General features: G+C 72.7%; 13 protein-coding genes. 6 read left to right on the forward strand and 7 right to left on the reverse strand.

Features of this window, described 5'->3' with window-relative positions:
- Positions 1-222: 222 nt before the first annotated feature.
- Genes GA0115234_RS39010 through GA0115234_RS39030 form a run of 5 tightly spaced genes read left to right on the forward strand, consistent with a single transcriptional unit; the run spans position 223 to position 10,532 of the window.
- Positions 223-3,825, forward strand: coding sequence for a WGR and DUF4132 domain-containing protein (locus tag GA0115234_RS39010; protein ID WP_093551273.1), 3,603 nt, complete (start codon positions 223-225; stop codon positions 3,823-3,825).
- Positions 3,822-4,958 (forward strand): ATP-binding protein, encoded by a 1,137-nt coding sequence (locus GA0115234_RS39015; RefSeq protein ID WP_093551275.1) that lies wholly within the window; start codon positions 3,822-3,824, stop codon positions 4,956-4,958. Before GA0115234_RS39010 ends, GA0115234_RS39015 begins: the two co-directional genes overlap by 4 nt.
- On the forward strand, positions 4,958-7,324 hold the full coding sequence (locus GA0115234_RS39020; RefSeq protein ID WP_093551277.1) for a DUF5682 family protein: 2,367 nt from the start codon (positions 4,958-4,960) through the stop codon (positions 7,322-7,324). The genes GA0115234_RS39015 and GA0115234_RS39020 overlap by 1 nt, the downstream gene beginning before the upstream one ends.
- The gene (locus tag GA0115234_RS39025; RefSeq protein WP_093551279.1) at positions 7,321-8,514 is read left to right on the forward strand and encodes a VWA domain-containing protein; all 1,194 of its coding nucleotides are present in this window, start codon (positions 7,321-7,323) and stop codon (positions 8,512-8,514) included. The genes GA0115234_RS39020 and GA0115234_RS39025 overlap by 4 nt, the downstream gene beginning before the upstream one ends.
- Entirely contained in the window at positions 8,511-10,532 is a 2,022-nt protein-coding gene (locus GA0115234_RS39030; protein ID WP_093551281.1) for a hypothetical protein, read from the forward strand. Before GA0115234_RS39025 ends, GA0115234_RS39030 begins: the two co-directional genes overlap by 4 nt.
- A gap of 63 nt (positions 10,533-10,595) precedes the next feature.
- Here GA0115234_RS39030 and GA0115234_RS39035 read toward each other — a convergent pair whose 3' ends face one another.
- From GA0115234_RS39035 to GA0115234_RS39060, 6 genes are all read right to left on the reverse strand, one after another.
- Positions 10,596-11,942 (reverse strand): 6-phospho-beta-glucosidase, encoded by a 1,347-nt coding sequence (locus GA0115234_RS39035; RefSeq protein WP_093551283.1) that lies wholly within the window; start codon positions 11,940-11,942, stop codon positions 10,596-10,598.
- A 216-nt stretch (positions 11,943-12,158) separates the two neighbouring features.
- Complete coding sequence (locus GA0115234_RS39040; protein WP_093551285.1) at positions 12,159-13,751, reverse strand: cytochrome P450; 1,593 nt, start codon at positions 13,749-13,751, stop codon at positions 12,159-12,161.
- 70 nt (positions 13,752-13,821) lie between these two features.
- Positions 13,822-14,436 (reverse strand): GTP-binding protein, encoded by a 615-nt coding sequence (locus GA0115234_RS39045; RefSeq protein ID WP_093551287.1) that lies wholly within the window; start codon positions 14,434-14,436, stop codon positions 13,822-13,824.
- Entirely contained in the window at positions 14,417-14,788 is a 372-nt protein-coding gene (locus tag GA0115234_RS39050) for a DUF742 domain-containing protein (protein WP_093551289.1), read from the reverse strand. The genes GA0115234_RS39045 and GA0115234_RS39050 overlap by 20 nt, the downstream gene beginning before the upstream one ends.
- Positions 14,785-15,192 carry a roadblock/LC7 domain-containing protein gene (locus GA0115234_RS39055; protein WP_093551291.1) on the reverse strand — a complete coding sequence of 136 codons (408 nt, stop codon included), beginning with the start codon at positions 15,190-15,192 and terminating at the stop codon, positions 14,785-14,787. Before GA0115234_RS39055 ends, GA0115234_RS39050 begins: the two co-directional genes overlap by 4 nt.
- The gene (locus tag GA0115234_RS39060) at positions 15,189-16,823 is read right to left on the reverse strand and encodes a sensor histidine kinase (protein ID WP_093551293.1); all 1,635 of its coding nucleotides are present in this window, start codon (positions 16,821-16,823) and stop codon (positions 15,189-15,191) included. The genes GA0115234_RS39055 and GA0115234_RS39060 overlap by 4 nt, the downstream gene beginning before the upstream one ends.
- A gap of 533 nt (positions 16,824-17,356) precedes the next feature.
- On the opposite strand from GA0115234_RS39060, the gene GA0115234_RS39065 reads away from it, so the two are divergent.
- On the forward strand, positions 17,357-18,112 hold the full coding sequence (locus GA0115234_RS39065) for an IclR family transcriptional regulator (RefSeq protein ID WP_093551295.1): 756 nt from the start codon (positions 17,357-17,359) through the stop codon (positions 18,110-18,112).
- A gap of 79 nt (positions 18,113-18,191) precedes the next feature.
- On the opposite strand, the gene thrS is transcribed toward GA0115234_RS39065, so the two are convergent.
- Positions 18,192-19,466, reverse strand: coding sequence for a threonine--tRNA ligase (thrS, locus tag GA0115234_RS39070; protein WP_370804750.1), 1,275 nt, complete (start codon positions 19,464-19,466; stop codon positions 18,192-18,194).
- Positions 19,467-19,522 lie beyond the last annotated feature (56 nt).

A 19,522-nucleotide genomic window follows, 5' to 3' on the forward strand; every position in this document is an offset into this window, starting at 1 on the left:
CTGACGCGTGGGGTGGCGGCGGTGGCCTGCCGGGGCGGGGCCTCGCGGCCGTCACCGTCCGGAGCCGCTATGTGCGGTGGAGCCCTCCACATAGCGGGTGGCCTGCTGCTTCACCCGCCGGACGCAGCGGTCACGCTGCGTTGTCAGTGGCCCGTTCTACTGTGAAACCACTGATCGAAAAGCCCGCGGCGGAGCGGGCTGCGGGCGGGAAGGGGCGGAGCTGTGCGCCGCTGGGAATATGTCGAGGGCACTGCGTCGAAGTTCTGGGAGACCGGGGCCGAGGGCGCCACGGTGACGGTGCGCTACGGGCGATGCGGAAGCGACGGACGTACGCAGACCAAGGAGTACGCGTCGGCCGGAGCCGCGGCCGCGCAGATCGCCAGGACGATCGCGGAGAAGGAGAAGAAGGGGTACCGGGAGGTCGCCACGTCGGCCTCGGCCCCCGCCGTTCCGGACGCCGCGACAGCCGCTGCCGCCCCCGGTGCGGTCACGGACGAGGGCACGCCCGCTCTCCCCGACGAGGACACCTTCACCCTGCCCGCCGGCTGGAAGCGGGTGCTCCACCCGCGGCGCGGCGGAGTGCCCCGCGGCCCCGGCAAGGTACGGCCGGACACGCTCGACACGATCGAGGCCAGGCTGGTGGAAGAGGCCGCCTGGATCGAGGAGTTCGCGCACTCGCCGCGTTCGGACGCCTCGGTGGCCGGCCCGCTGCGCGCACACCTCGACGGAGAACCCTCGCCGACCGGTGCGGCCGCGCTGACCGCGATCGTCGGCGTTCCCGGATGGGCGGACTTCTGGACCGAGCGCTACGGCCTTCCGTTCGCCGCGCGGGCCGCGACCGAGGTGTTCTCGGTCGACGCCGACTGGCAGCAGAGCGGCCGCAAGCGGGACGCGCCCCGGCTGATGGCGCTCCCGGCACCCCGCCACGCGTACTGGGCCTGGCATCACCGGACGCCGATCGACCGGGTCCGTGCGCTGCTCGCCGCGGCCGACGAAACGACCTACCGGGCAGCGGTCGAGGCACTGGCCGAATGCCGCACCGACACCATGCGCAGGATCATCGTCTCCTACCTGGTGCCGAGCGAGACCCACTGGGTGGACGAGCTCTGCGCGGATCCCGCGGTCGGCGCGGAGCAGGACCGGACCCTGCGTGCCATGGTCTTCAGTTCGCTGTACTCGGCCGACCAGCTGGCGCTGCTCCCCTACCGCCCGGATCTCACCCTCGGTGTCGCGATCATCGCCACGGTGGCCGAGGGCATCGGCCCGGCCGTCTCCCAGTCGCTGGCCGACGCGCTCGACGGCAACCACTACTACTCGGACAGCGTGAAGCTCGTCGCCGGCGCCCTGACGGAGCTGCCCACCGACGAGGCCTTCCTCGGCCTGCTGGCCCATGCGGACTCCAAGCACGTCCGCCCCTCGCTCCTGGAAGCAATGCGCCGCTACCCGGTGCGCGCGGCGCGCCTGCTGGCCACCGCGTCGGGCGGTGCTCCGGCAGCGGCGTCCCGCGCGTCGCAGCTGCTCCGGACCCATGTCGGCGCCCACCACGAGGTGCTGTCACAGGCGCTCGGCGATCTCGGCCCCGAGGTCGTGGAGATCGTCGAACCGCTGCTCAACCCGGCGGATCTGATCCCCGACGCACCGGCGGACGCCCTGCCGGCCGTGCTGACGGCGCCTCCGTGGTCCCGGCCCCGCACCCCCGTCAAGGCCAAGGTGGTGACGGGGCTGACCGCGGTGTCCGAGCCCTCGCTGGAGTGGCTGCCCGAGGAGCGGGAAGCCTGGGCCGCCGCCTCCTCCTGGTACACCACCCAGCAGAACAACGACGACGTGAACGAGTGCGTCGACGTCCTGCGCCATGCCCCGGCCGAGGGAGACCTGCGCCCGGCGTGGGTGTTCGTCCACGGCGACGAGGAGACGGTCGCCCCGCTGCTCGACGTCTGGGATCCGACCGACCTGTGGGACGGCGAGGACACCCTCAAGCCGGTCGCCGCACGCTTCGGCCTGGCCGCGCTGCCCCTGCTGCTGCGTGCCGTGCCCAGGCAACCGTGCTCGCTCGCCCCGCTGTTCCTTCCGTTCGTCGATGTGAACGTCGCCCGGCACATGGCAGACTGGGCGGTCCGGCTCAAGTCCACCGCGGCGACCGCCCGTTCCTGGTTCGCCCGGCACGGCGTCGCGGCCGCCCCGCTCCTGGTGCCGGACGCCCTGGGCAGGGCGGGCGCGGCGCGGCGCAACGCCGAGCAGGCACTGCGGCTGATCGCCACGGCGCACGGCGACGACGTGGTGCGCGAGGCCGGCCGGGTGTACGGCACACAGGCGGCGGCCTCGGTGGACGAGCTGCTCGCCGGGGACCCGCTGGAACGGGCGCTGCCCGCCAAGATGCCGGTGCTGCCGGGCTGGGCGGAGCCCTCGGTGCTGCCGCAGATCGTGGTCGGCTCCGGCGGTGCCCTGCCGGTGGCGGCGACGCGCAACGCCCTGACGATGCTGGCCCTGTCGAAGCCCGGTGAGGTGTACCCGGGAGTCGCTTCGCTGACCGGGGTGGCCACGGCCGATTCGCTCGCCGAGTTCGCCTGGGCCCTGTTCGAACAGTGGCGGCTGGCCAACATGCCCGCGAAGGAGTCATGGGCCCTGCACGCACTGGGGCTGCTGGGTGACGACGAGACGGTCCGCCGGCTCACACCGGTCATCCGGCTCTGGCCCGGCGAGGGGGCGCACCACCGGGCCGTGGAGGGCCTCGATGTGCTGGCGTCCATCGGCAGCGATGTGGCGCTCCTCCATCTGCACGGCATCTCGCAGCGGGTGAAGTTCAAGGCGCTCAAGGTGCGGGCCCAGGAGAAGATCGCGGAGGTCGCCGCAGGGCTGGGGCTGACCGGCGAACAGCTCTCCGACCGTCTGGTCCCGGACTTCGGCCTGGACGCGGACGGCTCGGCCGTCGTCGACTACGGCACCCGTTCGTTCACGGTCGGCTTCGACGAACAGCTGCGGCCCTACGTGCTGGACGGTGACGGCAAACGCCGCAAGGACCTCCCGAAGCCGGGCGCCCGGGACGACGCGGAGCTCGCCCCGGCGGAGCGCAAGCGGTTCATGGCGCTCAAGAAGGACGTCCGGACGGTCGCCTCGGACCAGGTGCGGCGTCTGGAGGCCGCGATGGTGAGCGGACGGTCGTGGACGGCCCAGGAGTTCCTGGAGCTGTTCGTCGGTCATCCGCTGCTGTGGCACCTGGTGCGCCGGCTGGTGTGGCTGAGCGGGACGGACGGCGCGGCGCCCACGGCGTTCCGGGTCGCGGAGGACCGCACGTTCGCCGACGTGGAGGACGACGCCTTCGTCCTGCCGGACGATGCGGCCGTGCGGCTCGCGCACCCGATGCACCTCGGTGACGCGCTGACCGCCTGGTCCGAGGTGTTCGCCGACTACGAGATCCTTCAGCCGTTCCCGCAGCTAGGGCGCACCGTGCTCACACTGCCCGAGGAGGAGTCCGACGGGTACCGGCTCACCCGGTTCGAGGGCCTCAAGGTGCCGATCGGAAAGGTGCTGGGGCTGGAGCGGCGTGGCTGGCGGCGCGGGACGCCGCAGGACGCCGGGGTGGAGCGCTGGATCTCCAAGCGGCTGGGCGACAACTGCTATCTCGTGATCGCGCTGGACCCCGGCATCGCGGTCGGTGTGGTCGACATGTTCCCCGAGCAGACCCTGGAGACGGTCTGGCTCGACAAGCAGCCCGACGACCACTGGACGCGTCGCAGCCACTCGCTCCGCTTCGCCGGGACGGACCCGGTGATCGTGTCCGAACTCCTCGCCGACCTGACCGAACTCACCGAGGGCGTCGCATCGTGACCACGAGGAACGAGCCCCGTGCCGGAGCACCGGCCGGTGATGCGGCACCGGTGCAGCGGCCTCCGGCCGAGGTGCGGTACGCGGAGGAGCTCGCGGCGCTGCGGGCGGACGACCGCGATCCGCGTCCGCCCGGCTGGGAACTGAGCCTGCGTGCGGCGCGCCGGTTCGTCATCGGTGACGCGGAGACGGGCATCAGCAGGAAGTTCGTCGGCAATCCGTCGCTGGTGGACCGGGCTCTGGTGACGCTGGCGACGAGCCGTGGGCTGATGCTGGTCGGCGAACCGGGCACCGCCAAGTCGCTGCTGTCCGAACTGATCGCGGCCGCAGTCAGCGGCGACTCGACGCTGACGGTGCAGGGCGGTGCGGCCACCACCGAGGACCAGATCAAGTACGGCTGGAACTACGCGCTGCTCGTCGCCGAGGGGCCGTCCGCCCGGTCGCTGGTGCCGGCCCCGATGCTGCGCGGCATGGCGGAGGGCCGGCTCGTCCGGTTCGAGGAGATCACCCGCTGTCCGCTGGAGGTGCAGGACTCGTTGCTGTCGCTGCTCTCCGAGCGGGTGGTGGCCATCCCCGAGCTGACCGGGCCGGACGGCATGGTCTTCGCCCGGCAGGGTTTCAACGTCATCGCCACGGCCAATACCCGGGACCGGGGCGTCAACGAGATGAGCGCGGCGCTCAAGCGGCGGTTCAACTTCGAAACGGTCTTCCCGATCCCCGACCTGGACACCGAACTGGCCCTGGTGGAGGCCGAGGTGACGACCCTGCTGCGACGCTCCGGGGTGGAGCCGCCGCCGGACCGGGACGTGCTGGAGGTCCTGGTCGGTACGTTCCGGGAGCTGCGTGCGGGGGCCGGCGGAAAGGGCGGTTCCGGCGCCGGACCGGACCGCCCCTCGGCGGTGATGAGCACGGCGGAGGCCGTGTCCGTCGCCCACGCGGTGGGCGTGCGCGGCTGGTTCCTGCGCGGCGAGCCCGGCAGTGCCGCCGATGTGGTGGCGTGTCTGGCGGGCACGGCGGCGAAGGACAGTCCGGAGGACCTGGCCCGGTTGCGCCGCTATCTGGAGCAGCAGGTACCGCGCCGTCGCGGACCGCACTGGAAGGCCCTGCACGACGCACGCCATCTGCTGGCCGACTGATGTCCGCGGTGTTCCTGGGGGTGCGCCACCACTCCCCCGCCTGCGCACGGCTCGTCGAGCGGACCATCGCACGGCTGCGGCCCGTACAGGTGCTGGTCGAGGGGCCCGCCGAGATGAACGGGCGGCTGGACGAGCTGCTGCTCGGTCACGAGCTGCCGGTCGCGGTGTTCAGCCACTACCGCGACGAGCAGCGGGCCGCCACGTCCTGGGCCCCGCTGTGCGACTACTCCCCGGAGTGGGTCGCCCTGCGGGCGGGACGGGCGGCCGGGGCGGAGGTGCGCTTCATCGATCTGCCTGCCTGGCATCCGGCGTTCGCCGAGCGCACCAACCGCTATGCCGACGCGGAGGCCCGCTACGAGGAGGCGACGGAGCGGCTCTGCCGGCACTTCGCGGTGGACTCCTCCGACACCCTGTGGGACCGGCTCTTCGAGGTCGAGCCGGACGACGGTCTCGCCGAGCGGCTCGATGCCTACTTCGCGCTGGTCCGCGGTGACGCGGAGGCCGACGCGGGCGACCGGGCACGGGAGTCGTACATGGCGGCTTGGGTACGCGCGGCAGTGGACACCGCCGGGGACCGGCCGGTCCTGGTGGTCACCGGCGGCTTCCACCAGCCCGCACTCCGGGCGCTCACCGGACCGGGCGAGCCGGGCGGCCCGGAGGGCGACGACCCCGACGGGTGGGAGCGGGGCGCGGACGGGTGGCCCCGGGTGCCCGCCCCGCCGGGCGCCGCGACCGCCGGGAGTTTCCTCGTGCCGTACTCCTTCCGGCAGTTGGACGCGTTCGCCGGATACCAGTCGGGGATGCCGTCGCCCGGCTACTACCAGCGGGTGTGGGAGGCGGGCCCCGAGGCCGCGGCGGACCGCTTGCTGCGGGTGGTCGTCGAGCGGCTGCGGGCGCGGAAGTTCCCGGTGTCCACGGCCGATCTGATCGCCGCCCGGAGCCTGGCCCAGGGACTCACGGCGCTGCGGGGCCACCCCCGCCCGGCCAGGATCGATGTGCTGGACGGCCTGGCGGGCGCCCTGATCACGGACGACCTGGACCACCCGCTGCCGTGGACGGGCCGGGGCACGCTGACGGCGGGTGCCCATCCGGTGGTCGTCGAGATGGTCGCGGCCTGCGGCGGTGATCGCACCGGGCGGCTCCATCCCGGCACACCGGCACCACCCCTGGTGCACGACGTCGCGGCGCAGCTGGCCGGGCTGGCGCTGGACGGCGGCCCGGAGGCCACGTACCGCCTCGATCTCACGGACACCGCCGATCTGGAGCGCAGCCGGGTGCTCCACCGGCTCCGGGTGCTGGGGATTCCCGGCCAGGTGCGGACCGCAGGGCCCGCGCACGGTGTGGACCCGGAGTTCACCGAACGCTGGGAGTCGCGGTCCGTCGTGGGGCGCGAGGCCGCGCTGGTGGAGGCGGGGGCGTACGGGGCCACGCTGGCCGAGGCGGCGGCCGTCGCGCTCACCGGGCGGACACGGGATGTCGCGCGGGAGGCCGACCGTCTGGCGGGGGCGCTGTTCGACGCCGTGCTGTGCGGGATGGACGGCTTCTCGGACCAGTTGCTCGGCGAACTCGGCTCCTGTGTGCGCGAGTCGAGCCTTCCCGGCCCGCTCGGGGAGGTGCTCGCCACCGCTCTCGGGCTGTGGCGGCACGACCGGGTGTTCGGCATGGCGCGCGGTCCGCTGCTCGGCACCGTGATCGACGGGGCGACGGAGCGGCTGCTGTGGCTCCTGGAGGGTGCGCGCGGTTCGTCGGGGGTGGACTTCTCCCGGCTGCGGGCCGTGGTGGCGGTGCGCGACGCGGTGCTGCACGCACCGGAGTTGCTCTCCGTCACCCGGGAGACCGCGGCCGGTATCGCCCGGCGGATCGCGGATGACTCCGAGGCACCGGTCGAGCTGCGCGGCGCCGCCTTCGGGCTGCACCGTTCCCTCGGACAAGCCTCCGGCGCGGCCGGGGATCCGGCCGAGGCGGTCCGTACGGTGGCGAGGGCCGGCACGGACGCGCTCGGCGACTGGCTGGCCGGTCTCTTCGCGCTCGCCCGCGACGAGGTGACGGGCGCGGTGGGAGACGACGGCGACGGAGCGGGCGGCGGCGCCGAGTCGCTGATCGATGTGCTGGACGGTCTGGTCTGTGCGCTGCCCGACGACGCGTTCCTGTCCGGTCTGCCCGCGCTGCGTCAGGCCTTCACCTTCTTCCCGCCGCGCGAACGGGACCGGATCGCCGGCCGTCTGCTGGAACGGCGCGGGGTCCGCGGCTCCTCGCGTTCCCTGCTGCGGACCACCGCGGACCCCCTGCTGATCGGCCGGGCCCGCGCCCTGGAGGAATCCGTGTCCCGACTGCTGGCCCGCTATGAACTGGAAGCCACCCCATGACCACGCCCGAACAGGCCCCCGGCCGGGCACCCCTGCCCGGGGAAGGCCCCGGCACCGCTCCCGACGCGGGGCTGGAGCGCTGGCGGCTGGTCCTCGGCTCCGCCGCCGAACGGCACACCGGACCGCTGGGGCCGGGCAACGCCGGACGGGACGCCGCCCTCGACTGGCTCTACGGCCGCGACCCCGACCTCACCAGGCGGGGCGTGCGCCGCTCCGGAACCGCCCCTCGGGAGGGCGGCGACGGCCCGTCCGCGGTGACCGCGATCGACTGGCTCGACGACATCCACCGGCTCTTCCCGAAGGAGACCATCGAACGGCTGGAGCGGGACGCCGTCGAGAAGTACGGCATCCAGGAGATCGTCACCGACCCCGCGGTGCTGGAGCGGGTCGAGCCCAGCCAGACGCTGCTGCGTGCCGTGTTGCGCACCAAGCACCTGATGAACCCGCAGGTGCTGGGGCTGGCACGGCGCATCGTCGAGTCGGTGGTGAAGCAGCTCCTGGCCGCTCTCCGGCCCGAGATCCGCCGGGCGTTCCACGGCACCCGCTCCCGCAGACCCAGCCGGGTCCCGCTGGCGAGGGACTTCGACTTCCGGCAGACCGTGAGGGCCAACCTCGCGCACTACCAGCCGGCCGAGCGGCGCCTCCTGATCGAGCGCGCGCACTTCCACTCCCGCACCCGCCCCCAGGTGACGCGGTGGCAGCTGATCCTGCTGGTCGACCAGTCGGGCTCGATGGCCGGATCGGTCATCCACTCCGCGGTGACCGCCGCGTGTCTGTGGGGTCTGCCCGGCCTCACCACGCATCTGGTCGCCTTCGACACCCAGGTGGTGGACCTCACTTCCGACGTGACCGATCCGGTGGAGCTGCTGATGCGGGTCCAGCTGGGCGGCGGCACCGACATCGCACGCGCCGTGGAGTACGGCGCGGGTCTGGTGGAGAACCCGCGGCGCACGATCGTCGCGCTGATCACCGACTTCTACGAGGGCGGCGACCCCTACCGGCTGGTGCGGGCGGTACGGGGGCTGGTGGAGCAGGGCTCGACCGTACTGGGACTGGCCGCGCTCGACGAGGACGCCGACCCGGACTACGACCGCGTGACGGCCGGGAAGCTCGCCTCGGCCGGGGCTCACATCGGGGCGATGACGCCGGGCCGTCTCGCCGAGTTCGTCGCCGAGAGGCTGGGCCGATGACCGACACGGATACCGGCGCCGCCGTGCGCCCCGATCTCCTCGCCCTCACTCCGGAGACACTCGCGGCGCTGTCCAACCGCGGCCTGGTCAAACGCGCCACCAAGGAGCTGGACGCGGGGACGGTGCCCGCGCTCGCGACCGATCCGGACACCACGGTGCGCGCCCGGTTCGACGACGGCACCACCACGTCGCTGCCGCCCGGCACCGGTCTGGACGAGGGCAGTTGCAGCTGCGCCGCACCGGGGGTGTGCCGCCATCTCATCGCCCTGGTGCTGGCCCACCAGCGCGGCGCCGAGGCCGGACCGGGCGCAGCCCCCGCCGCGTTCACCGACTGGTCCCCCGGCAGCACCGATGACGCGGTTCTCGCCGAAGTCATCGGCACCCGCCCGTTCACCACGGCCCGGCGCACCTTCGAGCGGGGTTACGCCGCCGTCGTGCACCGCCCCACGCCCGGCCGTCCCGAGCCCCGGGTCGAGCTCCCCACCTGCACGGTGAGTTTCCCGGTCCCCGACGCGATCGCGTACGCGTTGACGGACGCGGCCGCCGCGCTGCGCGGTGAGGTGCTGGCGCTCGCGGTCTGGGCGTTCCGGGCGGCCGACGCCGCGGACACCGGCGAGCGTTCCGTACCCGTGCGGGTCGGCGGCCGTACCACCGCGCCGGCCACGGCCCGGCCCGCGCTGGACGCGGCCGTCGAGCTGGTGGACGTGCTGCTGGCGGAGGGTGTGGCCCACGTCGGACCGGTGCACGGCGGGGCCCTGGCCCGTGCCGGTGCCGCGCTGACCGCCGAGTCGATGCACTGGGCCGCGGGCGCGATCGCCGCGTTGACGGATCAGCTCACGGCGTACGCCGATCGCAGCGCTCGGTACCGCCCGGAGTCGGTCGCCGCCCTGCTCACCGAGGTGCACGCCCGTCGGCGGGCCGCGGCGCACCCCGGCGTGCTCGGCACCCGCGAGGCCGGCGACACCCCGCTGCGCCGGGTCCGGCTCGTCTCGCTCGGCTGCCGTGTCCACGGCACCGGGCAGTCGCTGGTCTCCGAGGTGTACCTCGCTCACCCCGGCGCGGGCACCGTCCTCGTCCTGCGCAAGGGATGGACGGCCCCCGAGGGCAGGGAGCTCTCCGCCCCCCATCTGGCCGCCCGCCGTGTCCTCGGCACCCCACTGGGCTCGCTGGCCACCGGAAGCCTGGTCAGCGAGAGCGTCCGGCGCACCCCGAGCCATGCGCTGACGATCGCCCGGGGCCGGCTCGGCACGACGACCATCACCCCGGTCGGCGCCGCCTGGACGGAGCTTCCCGAGCCGTTGCTCGTACGGGATCTGACCGCCCTGACGGCGGGCTGGGACGGCAGGCCGCCCCGGCTGATCCGGCCACGGGTCGAGGCGGAGGCGGTCCATGTCGTCGCGCTGTCGGAGGTGGCGAGCGTCGGCTACGACCCCGCCGAGCAGCGCCTCGAAGCCGTGGTGCGCGATGCCTCGGGGACCCGGGCCCTGGTGGCGTCGGAGTACCGGCCGGAGTGCCCGGGTGCGCTGGACGCCCTGGCCGACGCCCTGGTGGGCGGCGCCACACACATCAGCGGTTCGCTGCACCGGTCCGGCGGTGGAGTCCGGATCGATCCGCTCGGGGTGCTCACCCCGGCGGGGACGGTCGTGCCCGATCTCGCCGCCGGTGACGGCTCCACGGCGCTGGCGGCGGTGGGGCGGCGTCCGTCCGATCCGCTGACGGCGGCGCTGGACGAGGCGATGTCCGCCATGGCGGCGGTGCCGCACAGCGGGCTGCGTCATCTGGGCGTCCCGGCCCGCGCCCGTATCGACGAAGCGGCGACCGCGCTGTCCCGCACCGGTCTGGACCGTGCCGCGACGCTGCTGCGCGCCTTCGTCGAGACGCTGGACGGCGGGGCCGTGTCCGACACGGAGGCCCTCGCCGCCCGTTCCGGGGCGTGGCTGGACGCTCAGCTCCACCTCCTGGTCAGCAGCGAACTCCGCTCCTCGGGAACGGGATCCGGAACGAACGACAGACCCTGACGGCAGGCCCTGACGCATCCAGGACCGCTGAGACTTCCGGAACCGCCAGGGCCTCCAGCGCCTCTACGGCCGGTTCAGATAGGCGAGGCCGGGGTGGACCTCGATGTATCCGTCGACGAGGCGTCCGGCCACGGCCACCGAGTCGACCAGCGGGTGCAGCGCGAAGGCCTTCACGGCGGCGGCGCGCGAGCCGCTCGCCGCCGCGTCCAGTACCGCGCGCTCGACCGCCTTGACCGCCGTCACCAGCCCGACTGCGTGGTACGGAAGCGGGTCGACGGCGACGGGATGGGCACCGTTGGCGTCGACCAGGCACGGCACCTCGATGACGGCGTCCTCGTCCAGCACCGAAAGCGTGGTGCGGTTACGGACGTTGAGGATGAGCGAGGTCCGTTCGTTACGGGCGACGGCCCGCATGAGGGCAAGCGCCACCTGCTCGTAGCCGCCGGACTCCAGATCGCTCTCCTCCCGCTCGCCGACCCCGGCGACCTCCCTGTTCTCCGACATGTAGGTGGCTTCGCGCTCGGCGCGCGTATGGTCCCAGGCTGCCAGGGCGGGCGTGGCGGGGTCCTTCATCCGGGCGTAGAAGCCCTCCTGCTGCGTGCGGAGGAAGGCGCCCCGGGTCTGCTCGGCATCCTGGTAGGCGCGTACCGCCTCGCGGTTGAAGTAGTAGTAGTGCAGGTACTCGTTGGGGATGGCGCCCAGCGACCGCAGCCAGTCGGCGCCGAAGAGCCGGCCCTCCTCGAAGGACCCGAGGAGTTCCGGGTCCGCGAGGAGCCGCGGGAGTTCGTCCCGGCCGTCGACGTGGAGCCCGCGGACCCAGCCCAGATGGTTGAGCCCGACGTAGTCGATCCGGGCCCGGTCGGGGTCGGCGCCGAGCACCCGGGCGATGCGGCGCCCGAGGCCCACCGGGGAGTCGCAGATGCCGATGACCCGGTCGCCCAGGTGGCGGGACATGGCCTCGGTGACCAGACCGGCCGGGTTGGTGAAGTTGATGACCCAGGCGTCGGGGGCGAGCCGGGCGATGCGCTGTGCGAGGTCGACGGCGACGGGCACGGTGCGCAGCCCGTACGCGATGCCGCCCGCGCCGACCGTCTCCTGGCCGAGTACGCCTTCGTCGAGGGCCACCCGCTCGTCGGCCGCCCGGCCTTCGAGGCCGCCGACGCGGATCGCGGAGAAGACGAAGTCGGCGCCGCGCAGTGCTTCGTCGAGTGAGGTGGTGGCGGTGACGGTGGGCGCGTCCGGGACGCCGGCGGCCTGTTCGCCGAGCACCCGGGCCACCGCCGTGAGCCGGTCCGCGTCGGTGTCGTAGAGGGTGACCGCCGATACGCGGCCTTCGGCGTGATCGGCGAGCAGCGCCCCGTACACGAGAGGAACCCGGAATCCGCCGCCGCCCAGAATTGTCAGCTTCACGCTTCCGCATGGTACGGGGACCGGCCCGCGCCAGGGCCGAACGCCCCGGGCGGCGGCTCGCACCGTACGCCCGAGGACACCACCGGGCCCCACGCCCAAGAACACCACCGGGCCCCTCGCCCGAGGACGCCGTCCGGCCCGGCGGCCGCGGACCCGGGGGTCCGAGGCCGCCGGGCCGGAAGCCGGTCGGGCCCGCGCTCCGGGGAGCGGGTCGGGTCAGCTGCCGCCCCACCACCGCGAAACGGCCCGCCACAGCCGCGCCGGTGCGGATTCGCCGCCGCGCTGCTGCGGGATCCGGCCGACGGCGGACGGTTCGGCGCCCGTGCCCCCGGATTCACCGAAGGACGGTTCGGTCACCGCGCTCCTGGACTCGTCGACGGCCGTGGCGGTGGCCGCTGTGCTCGCGGCGGCCGGGGCGGGGGCACGGCCGGGCGTGGGGGCGGTGTGCCGGACGGTCGACTGCACCTCCCAGTCCTGGCGCTGCGGGTTGGGCCTTCCCATGGACGGCGGTTCCTTGTCGTCCTGCGGCGGGCGGGCCGCGAAGTCCGCCGGAAGCTCCACCAGGTGCCGGCCCATGATGTTCCCGACCCAGCTCAGCTCGCTCTCCTCGACGGCGAGTTCGAGGTCGGGCAGTCGCATCAGCAGGGCGTCGACGCCGACATCCGCGATGGCCCGTCCGATGTCCTGTCCGGGGCACTCGTGGGGGCCGCCGCTGAACGCGAGGTGGGCGCGGTTGCCCGCCATGTCGGCACTGAGATCGGGCCGGACCACCGGATCGGTGTTGGCCGGTGCGATGCCGACGATCAAGGCGTCGCCCTCCTTGATCTGCTGACCGCCGAGCTCGGTGTCCCCGACGGCCCAGCGGCCGAAGACCGCGGTGAACGGCGGCTCGTCCCACAGCGTCTGCTCGACCGCTTCGGGCACCGTCATGTGTCCGCCGCTGAGCCTGGCCCGGAATCGCGGGTCGGTGAGCACCATGCGCAGGACGTTGGCGATCAGGTTGGCGGTCGCCTCGTAGGAGGCGATCAGGATCAGCCGGAGGTGCTCGCTGACCTCCTGGTCGTTCAGCCCGGCGGGGTGCTCGACGAGCCAGGTGGCGAAGTCGTCCGCGGGTTCGCGGCGGCGGCGCTGGACGAGCCGGGTCAGCGCGTCGAGCACATAGGCGTTGCTCGCGACCGCGGTCGCCGTGCCCCGCGTCATGTCGCGGGCGGCCTGGACCATCCGGTCGTTGTACTCCTCGGGCATGCCGATGATCGCGCACGTCACCATCATCGGCAGCCGCTCGGCGAACTGGCCGACCAGGTCGGCACGGCCCTGCTGGCAGAACTCGTTGACGAGCCGGTTGCTGTAGCGGTTGACGTGGCGGCGGACGCCGCGGGTGTCGATGCGGGCCATGCTGTCGGTGACCGCGCCGCGCAGGCGCTCGTGCGTGGCGCCGTCGGCGAACACACACATCGGCTGCCAGGTGAAGATCGGGGCCAGCGGGTGGTCCGGGGCGACGCTGCCGTCCTGGAGGGCCCGCCACCGGCGGGAGTCGCGGGAGAACTGCGAGGGCGTACGGGTCACGTGCAGGTTCTCGCTGTGTCCGAGGACCAGCCAGGCGGGCACGTCCCCGTGGAGCAGCACGGGGGCCACGCTGCCGTGTTCGGCGCGCAGCTTGTCGTACAGCCCGTGGGGGTCCCGTTCGGCCTCCGGGCCGTAGAACCGGCGCAGTCCGCCGGGGCCGATGCCGAGGCCGTGGGCCGGGCATTCGGGGGGCGGGACCGGCCCCGTGGCCGCTCCGGGCTCGTAGTGGAATGGGGTTGTCACGATCGCTCCAGGGATCAGGTTTCCAAGAACCGGACGGGTGGGGATGCGCGCGGGGGGATGGGTACTGCGGTCAGGCGAGCGGGAGGGACAGGCTGTGCAGATAGCGCATCAGGGTCATCAGCACATCGCGGCTGGAGCCGCGCAGTCGCGCGTCGCAGTCGATCATCGGGACCTCTTCGGGCAGGTCCAGGGCACTCCGCAGCGCCTCGACGGGGTGTTTCGGGGCGTCGGGGAAGGTGTTGATGGCGACGACGAACGGTACGCCGCGCTCCTCCAGCCTGCCGATGACGTCGAAGCTGACTTCGAGCCGTCGGGTGTCGATGAGGACCACCGCGCCGAGGGCACCTTCGAACAGACCGTTCCAGAGGAACCAGAACCGTTCCTGGCCCGGGGTGCCGAACAGATAGAGGATCAGCTCCTCACTGATGGAGATCCGGCCGAAGTCCATGGCGACGGTGGTGGCGGTCTTGCTCTCCACCCCGAAGTTGTCGTCCACGCCGACCCCGGCCTGGGTCATGGTCTCTTCGGTGGTCAGCGGCCGGATCTCGCTGACGGAACCGACCATGGTCGTCTTGCCGACCCCGAACCCGCCGACGATCACGACCTTCACCGCGGCTGTCGCCGTGGTGGGAAGGACGTCCTCGCTCCGGGGGCCGGTGATCGTGTCAGAGCTTCTGAAGTCCATGCATCACCGCTTCGAGAAGGGACCTGTCCGGGAGGGTGGCGCGGACGATGGGTGCGCGCGATTCGATGAGTTCGGCAGCGAGGAGCTCGGTGAGGAGCGAGGTCACCACGCTGAAGGGCAGACCGAGGTACGCCGAGATCTCCGCGACGGATAACGGTGCTTGGCAGAGCCGCAGGATCACGGCCTGCTCGGGCTGGACCGTCGGCGTCGGCTGTGCCTGCGCGACGATCATCGTGACCAGATCGAGGTGTGCCCGCTCGCTGCCGTCGGGATCGCCGGTGATCACGTACAGCCGTTCCGGGTCACTCAGTGCCGGATCGGCCTTTCGGCGTTCTCTTCGGGGAGAATTCATCCGGGCTGCCCGTCGTGGCGCGGCGGACTCGTCAGATGGGCGCCGATCCTGACGACCATGTCACGCATCCGCGATCCGACCAGTCCCGCGTCGACCGTCTCCCCGGCGAGGACCGCGAGGTACGCGCCGGTTCCGGCGGCCATCAGGTAGAAGAACCCGCCGGTGACTTCGATGACGACGAGCCGCATCAGCCCGTCGCTGTACGGGATCTCCGAGGCGACGGCGGCGGCCAGGCTCTGCAGTCCGGCGCAGGCCGCCGCGAGGCGGTCGGCGACATCGGGGTCGCCGCCGTGCCGGGCGATGCGCAGACCGTCGGCGGAGAGCACCACGATCTGGTGGATGTCCGGTACGTCGTCGGCCAGTTCCTTGAGCATCCAGTCCATGTTTCCCCGCTGCTGGATCACTTCAGGTCTCCCTTGTCCCACGCATCGTCAGAGTCTTCGTCGGTCGTCGGGTCCTGCGGCACACCGTTGACGGCGTTGGTGAAGGCCTCCAGCCAGAGTCCGGGGGGCTGTTCCTTGCCACCGGGACCGCCGGGGCCGTGACCGTTGGCCTGGCCGTTGGTATGGCCGTTCGCGTAGCCGTTGCGCTGGCCCGCGGTGGGGTCGACGGGCTGGGCCGGGAGGTTGTGCGAACCCAGGGGCGCCCGGCCGCGGCTGCGGCGTTGCGGGAGCCCGCCCGCGGTCCACTCGGTCACCACGGGGATGTCGTCCTCCAGGGCGGCCGCGGGAACGACCGGCCGGGCGACGGGTGCGACCGGTCCGGTGGCGGGTCGTTGGGCCACCGGGGTACGGGGCTTGCGGCGGGCGGGCACGACGTGCTTCATGGCCTCCTGGTCGATGTCGCTGGTGGGCCTCGACGTGGCGCCGATGCCGTGGGCGATACCGGGAGCGGGTCCGGTGGTGATCATGGCGCGGGGCACGATGAGCACGGCACGGACACCGCCGTACGCGGACTGCCGCAGCGAGACCTGGAGGTCGTACATCCGCGCGAGCCTGCCGACGACGGCCATGCCGAGCCGCGGGGACTCGCCGAGGTCGTTCATGTTGGAGCCGGCCTGGGCCCTGGCGAGCATGTTCTCGGCCCGCGAGCGGGCCTCCTCGCTGAGCGAGACGCCGCCGTCCTCGATCTCGATGGCGATGCCGGTCTGCACCTCGACGGCCGTGACGTGCACCCGGGTCTGCGGGGGCGAGTAGCGGGTGGCGTTGTCGAGGAGTTCGGCGCAGGCGTGGATGAGCGGCTCGACGGCGGTGCCGATGATGGCGACCTTGGCGATCGAGTGCAGATCGACGCGGGGGTACTCCAGGATCCGTGACATGGCGCCGCGCAACACGCTGAACAGCGGTACGGGCTTGGGCCACTGGCGGCTGGGCCGGGCGCCGCCGAGTACCGCGATGGAGTCCGCGAGACGGCCGATCAGCGCGGTGCCGTGGTCGATGCGGAGCAGGTCGTCGAAGACGTCGGGGTTGCGCCCGTGGTGCTCCTCCATCTCCCGCAGCTCGCTCGCCTGGCGGTGGACGATCGCCTGGACCCGCCGGGCGACGTTGACGAAGGCGCGCTGCGCGGAGTCGCGCATCGCCTCCTCGTTGTCGATGATGTTCAGCACCGTGTAGACGAGGGTGCGCTGGGCGTCGGGCAGATCGCGGTACAGCTCGTCCGCGTCGACGACGTCACGGAGCACCTCTTCGGGCGAATTGCCCACCCGCAGCCGGTGGATCGCGGCCGGCAGGAGCTCCTTGCTGAGGCGCACGGTCTCGTCGTCGTGGGTGGCGATGCGCCGCTCCAGATCGGCGAAGCGCCGTTCGTACACCGCGCGCTGGGACCGCAGGTCGCGGGCCCGGCGAGCGAGTTGGACGCTCAGGGCGACGACCACGACGGTGGCCACGGCGCCGCACCACACGACCGGTATGCGCGCGGCCGCGGAAGCCAGTGCCACCGCGGCGGCGGTGGCGCCGCCCATCAGGAGCACGGGCAGCAACACAGCACGAGCGACAGGGACTTCTCGGTCGATCGGCGGTGATTCAACACGAACCATCTAAGACCTCTGGCGGTTGATTCGGGAGGTATGCACGCTTGCAGGACAGTCGTGTACAAGCGCTCGAATTCATATCAACTCGACTTCACTGCGCGTGAGCTTAGTCAGATCGAATCAGTGCTTCGGCACATTCACCCAACCCCCTGCGCGAGCGCCCCAGCAGTAATACACTCACGAGTTTTTGCACGCACCGCCGTCGCACGCACACAGGGAGTGACAGCCGATGGGATTCAGCGAGGAATGGGGGCGTTCGTACCGGAGGATGGGACGACTTCCAACCTGCGGGCCCGACCGCCCTGTTGAGCACGTACGGTGAGGGTGGAGATCACCGATTCGGTTCGCTCCGAACACCTCACACCGACCGTCCCACAGAGCGGGACATACGCACATGCGATCGAACTGGATCGAAAGGAGCACATTCATGACTCCGGGTGGGGTGGACCTCGCGGTCACCGAACTGACGAGCGGTACGGCCGGCACCGGCAGCACACGCAGCACGGAACGCACCGGAACCGAAGGGGAACGGACACACCATGGCGCCGAATCGGGGCTACACCATCGAATCGCTGGACACCGGGCTCCGGCTGATGCGGCTCTTCCTCACCCATGACACGCTCACCGTCTCCGAGGCCGCCGAGCTGCTCGCCGTGGGCCGGTCCACCGCACACCGAGTACTGAGCACCCTGGAGGGACGCGGCTTCGCGATCCGCGACTTCTCCGGCCGCGGCTACTCGGCCGGTCCGGAGCTGGTGCGGCTCGGCCGCCCGGCGGGATTCGGCACGGACCTCCGCGAACGGCTGGGGGCGGTGCTGGAGGACGCGCTGCTGCGCACCGGCGAGACGGTGCAGAGCGCGGCGCTGATGGGCGACCGGATCATCGTCACCGACGGCCGCGCGTCCTCGCATCCGGTGCGGGTGATGCCGGAGGTGGGCGGGACGCGGCCCGCCCATGCCACATCGGGCGGCAAGATGCTGCTCGCCCGGATGACGACGGAGCAGGTCTGCGCCCTCTACCCGCGGGAGGAGCTGCCCGCGGCCACGCCGGAGACCATCACCTCGCGCTCCGCGCTCCTCGCCGAGCTGGACGGGATCCGGTCCTGCGGATACGCGCTCAGCCGCGGGGAGTCGGTCCGGGGGATGCACACCGTGGCGGTGCCGCTGGCCGGATCGAGCTGGCGCGACCGGCTCGCCCTGATGGCCTCGGCCCCCGCCGACCGCGGCGACGAGGCGTCCCTCGTCCGCCGCGCCGAGGAACTCCACCTGTCCGCCGCCCTGCTGGGCACGGTCTGAACGGGACCGGCCGCGCGGGAAGCGGCAGCGGACCGCCGTTCCCGGACGGCCCGCCGCCGCTTCCGGCGCCCCTACGCCCCTACGCCCGGAGTTCGATGCTGTGCGCCGCCACCAGGGCGGCGATCTCCGCCAGGACCCGGTCCACGGGCCGCGGTTCGAGCCGGGCGCCGTCGCGCAGACGCAGGGCCACCTGCCCCTCGGCCGCTTCCCTGGCCCCGATGACCGCCTGACAGGGGACCAGGCGGGCCTCCCGGATGCGGGCGCCCAGGGTGCCGCGTTCCGGACCGGCGATCTCCGCCCGCAGTCCCAGGCCGGCGCATTGCCGGGCGAGCGCCTCGGCGTCCGGCAGTTCGGCGCCGGAGACCGGGAGGACCGCCAGCTGGACGGGGGCGAGCCAGGCGGGGAGGGCCCCGCCGTGCACCTCGATCAGATGGGCGACGGCCCGCTCCACGCTGCCGATGATGCTGCGGTGGACCATGACCGGCCGGTGTTTCGCCCCGTCGGCGCCGATGTAGCGCAGATCGAACCGGACCGGCTGGTGGAAGTCGATCTGGACGGTGGACAGGGTGGACTCCCGGCCCGCGCCGTCGGCCACCTGGACATCGATCTTGGGACCGTAGAACGCGGCCTCGCCCTCGGCCGCCTCGTAGGGCACTCCCGAGCGGTCGAGGACGTCGGTCAGCAGGGCGGTGGACTTCCGCCACATCCCGGGGTCGTCGACGTACTTGCCTCCCGGGCCCGGAAGGGAGAGCCGGTAACGGGCCGCGCCGATGCCCAGCGCCCGGTACGCGTCGCCGATCAGCTCCAGGGCGGCCCGCGCCTCCTCGGCCACCTGGTCCGGGGTGCAGAAGATGTGCGCGTCGTTCAGCTGGATGGACCGCACCCGGGTCAGTCCGCCGAGCACTCCGGAGAGTTCGGAGCGGTACATCCCGCCCAGTTCAGCCAGGCGCAGCGGCAGTTCGCGGTAACTGTGCGAGCGGGAGCGGTAGATGACCGCGTGGTGCGGGCACAGGCTGGGCCGCAGCACGACCTGTTCCCCGCCCAGCTCCATCGGCGGGAACATGTCGTCGCTGTAGTGCGACCAGTGCCCGGAGATCTCGTACAGCTCCCGCTTGCCGAGCACCGGCGAGTACACGTGACGGTAGCCGGCCCGTCGTTCGGCGGTGCGGATGTACTCCTCCAGGGTGTGACGGACGACGGCGCCGTCGGGCAGCCAGTAGGGCAGTCCCGCGCCGATCAGCGGGTCGGTGTCGAACAGGCCCAGCTCGCGGCCGAGCTTGCGGTGGTCGTGCATGGCGGTCTCCTCGTGGTCACCGGGCGGGTGACCGCAGGACGACACGAAGCCCCGGGGCACTCGCCCCGGGGCTTCTCACTGCACAGCTGTCAGCGCGCCGGGACACTCTCCGGCGT

This window comes from Streptomyces sp. DvalAA-43 (assembly GCF_900091725.1).
Lineage (GTDB): Bacteria > Actinomycetota > Actinomycetes > Streptomycetales > Streptomycetaceae > Streptomyces > Streptomyces pulveraceus.

Coding starts and splice junctions, on each gene's coding strand:
- GA0115234_RS39045 (WP_093551287.1), bottom strand. CDS start 14,436: ATGGACTTCAGAAGCTCTGACACGATCACCGGCCCCCGGAGCGAGGAC.
- GA0115234_RS39065 (WP_093551295.1), top strand. CDS start 17,357: ATGGCGCCGAATCGGGGCTACACCATCGAATCGCTGGACACCGGGCTC.
- GA0115234_RS39025 (WP_093551279.1), top strand. CDS start 7,321: ATGACCACGCCCGAACAGGCCCCCGGCCGGGCACCCCTGCCCGGGGAA.
- GA0115234_RS39050 (WP_093551289.1), bottom strand. CDS start 14,788: ATGAATTCTCCCCGAAGAGAACGCCGAAAGGCCGATCCGGCACTGAGT.
- GA0115234_RS39030 (WP_093551281.1), top strand. CDS start 8,511: ATGACCGACACGGATACCGGCGCCGCCGTGCGCCCCGATCTCCTCGCC.
- GA0115234_RS39020 (WP_093551277.1), top strand. CDS start 4,958: ATGTCCGCGGTGTTCCTGGGGGTGCGCCACCACTCCCCCGCCTGCGCA.
- GA0115234_RS39060 (WP_093551293.1), bottom strand. CDS start 16,823: ATGGTTCGTGTTGAATCACCGCCGATCGACCGAGAAGTCCCTGTCGCT.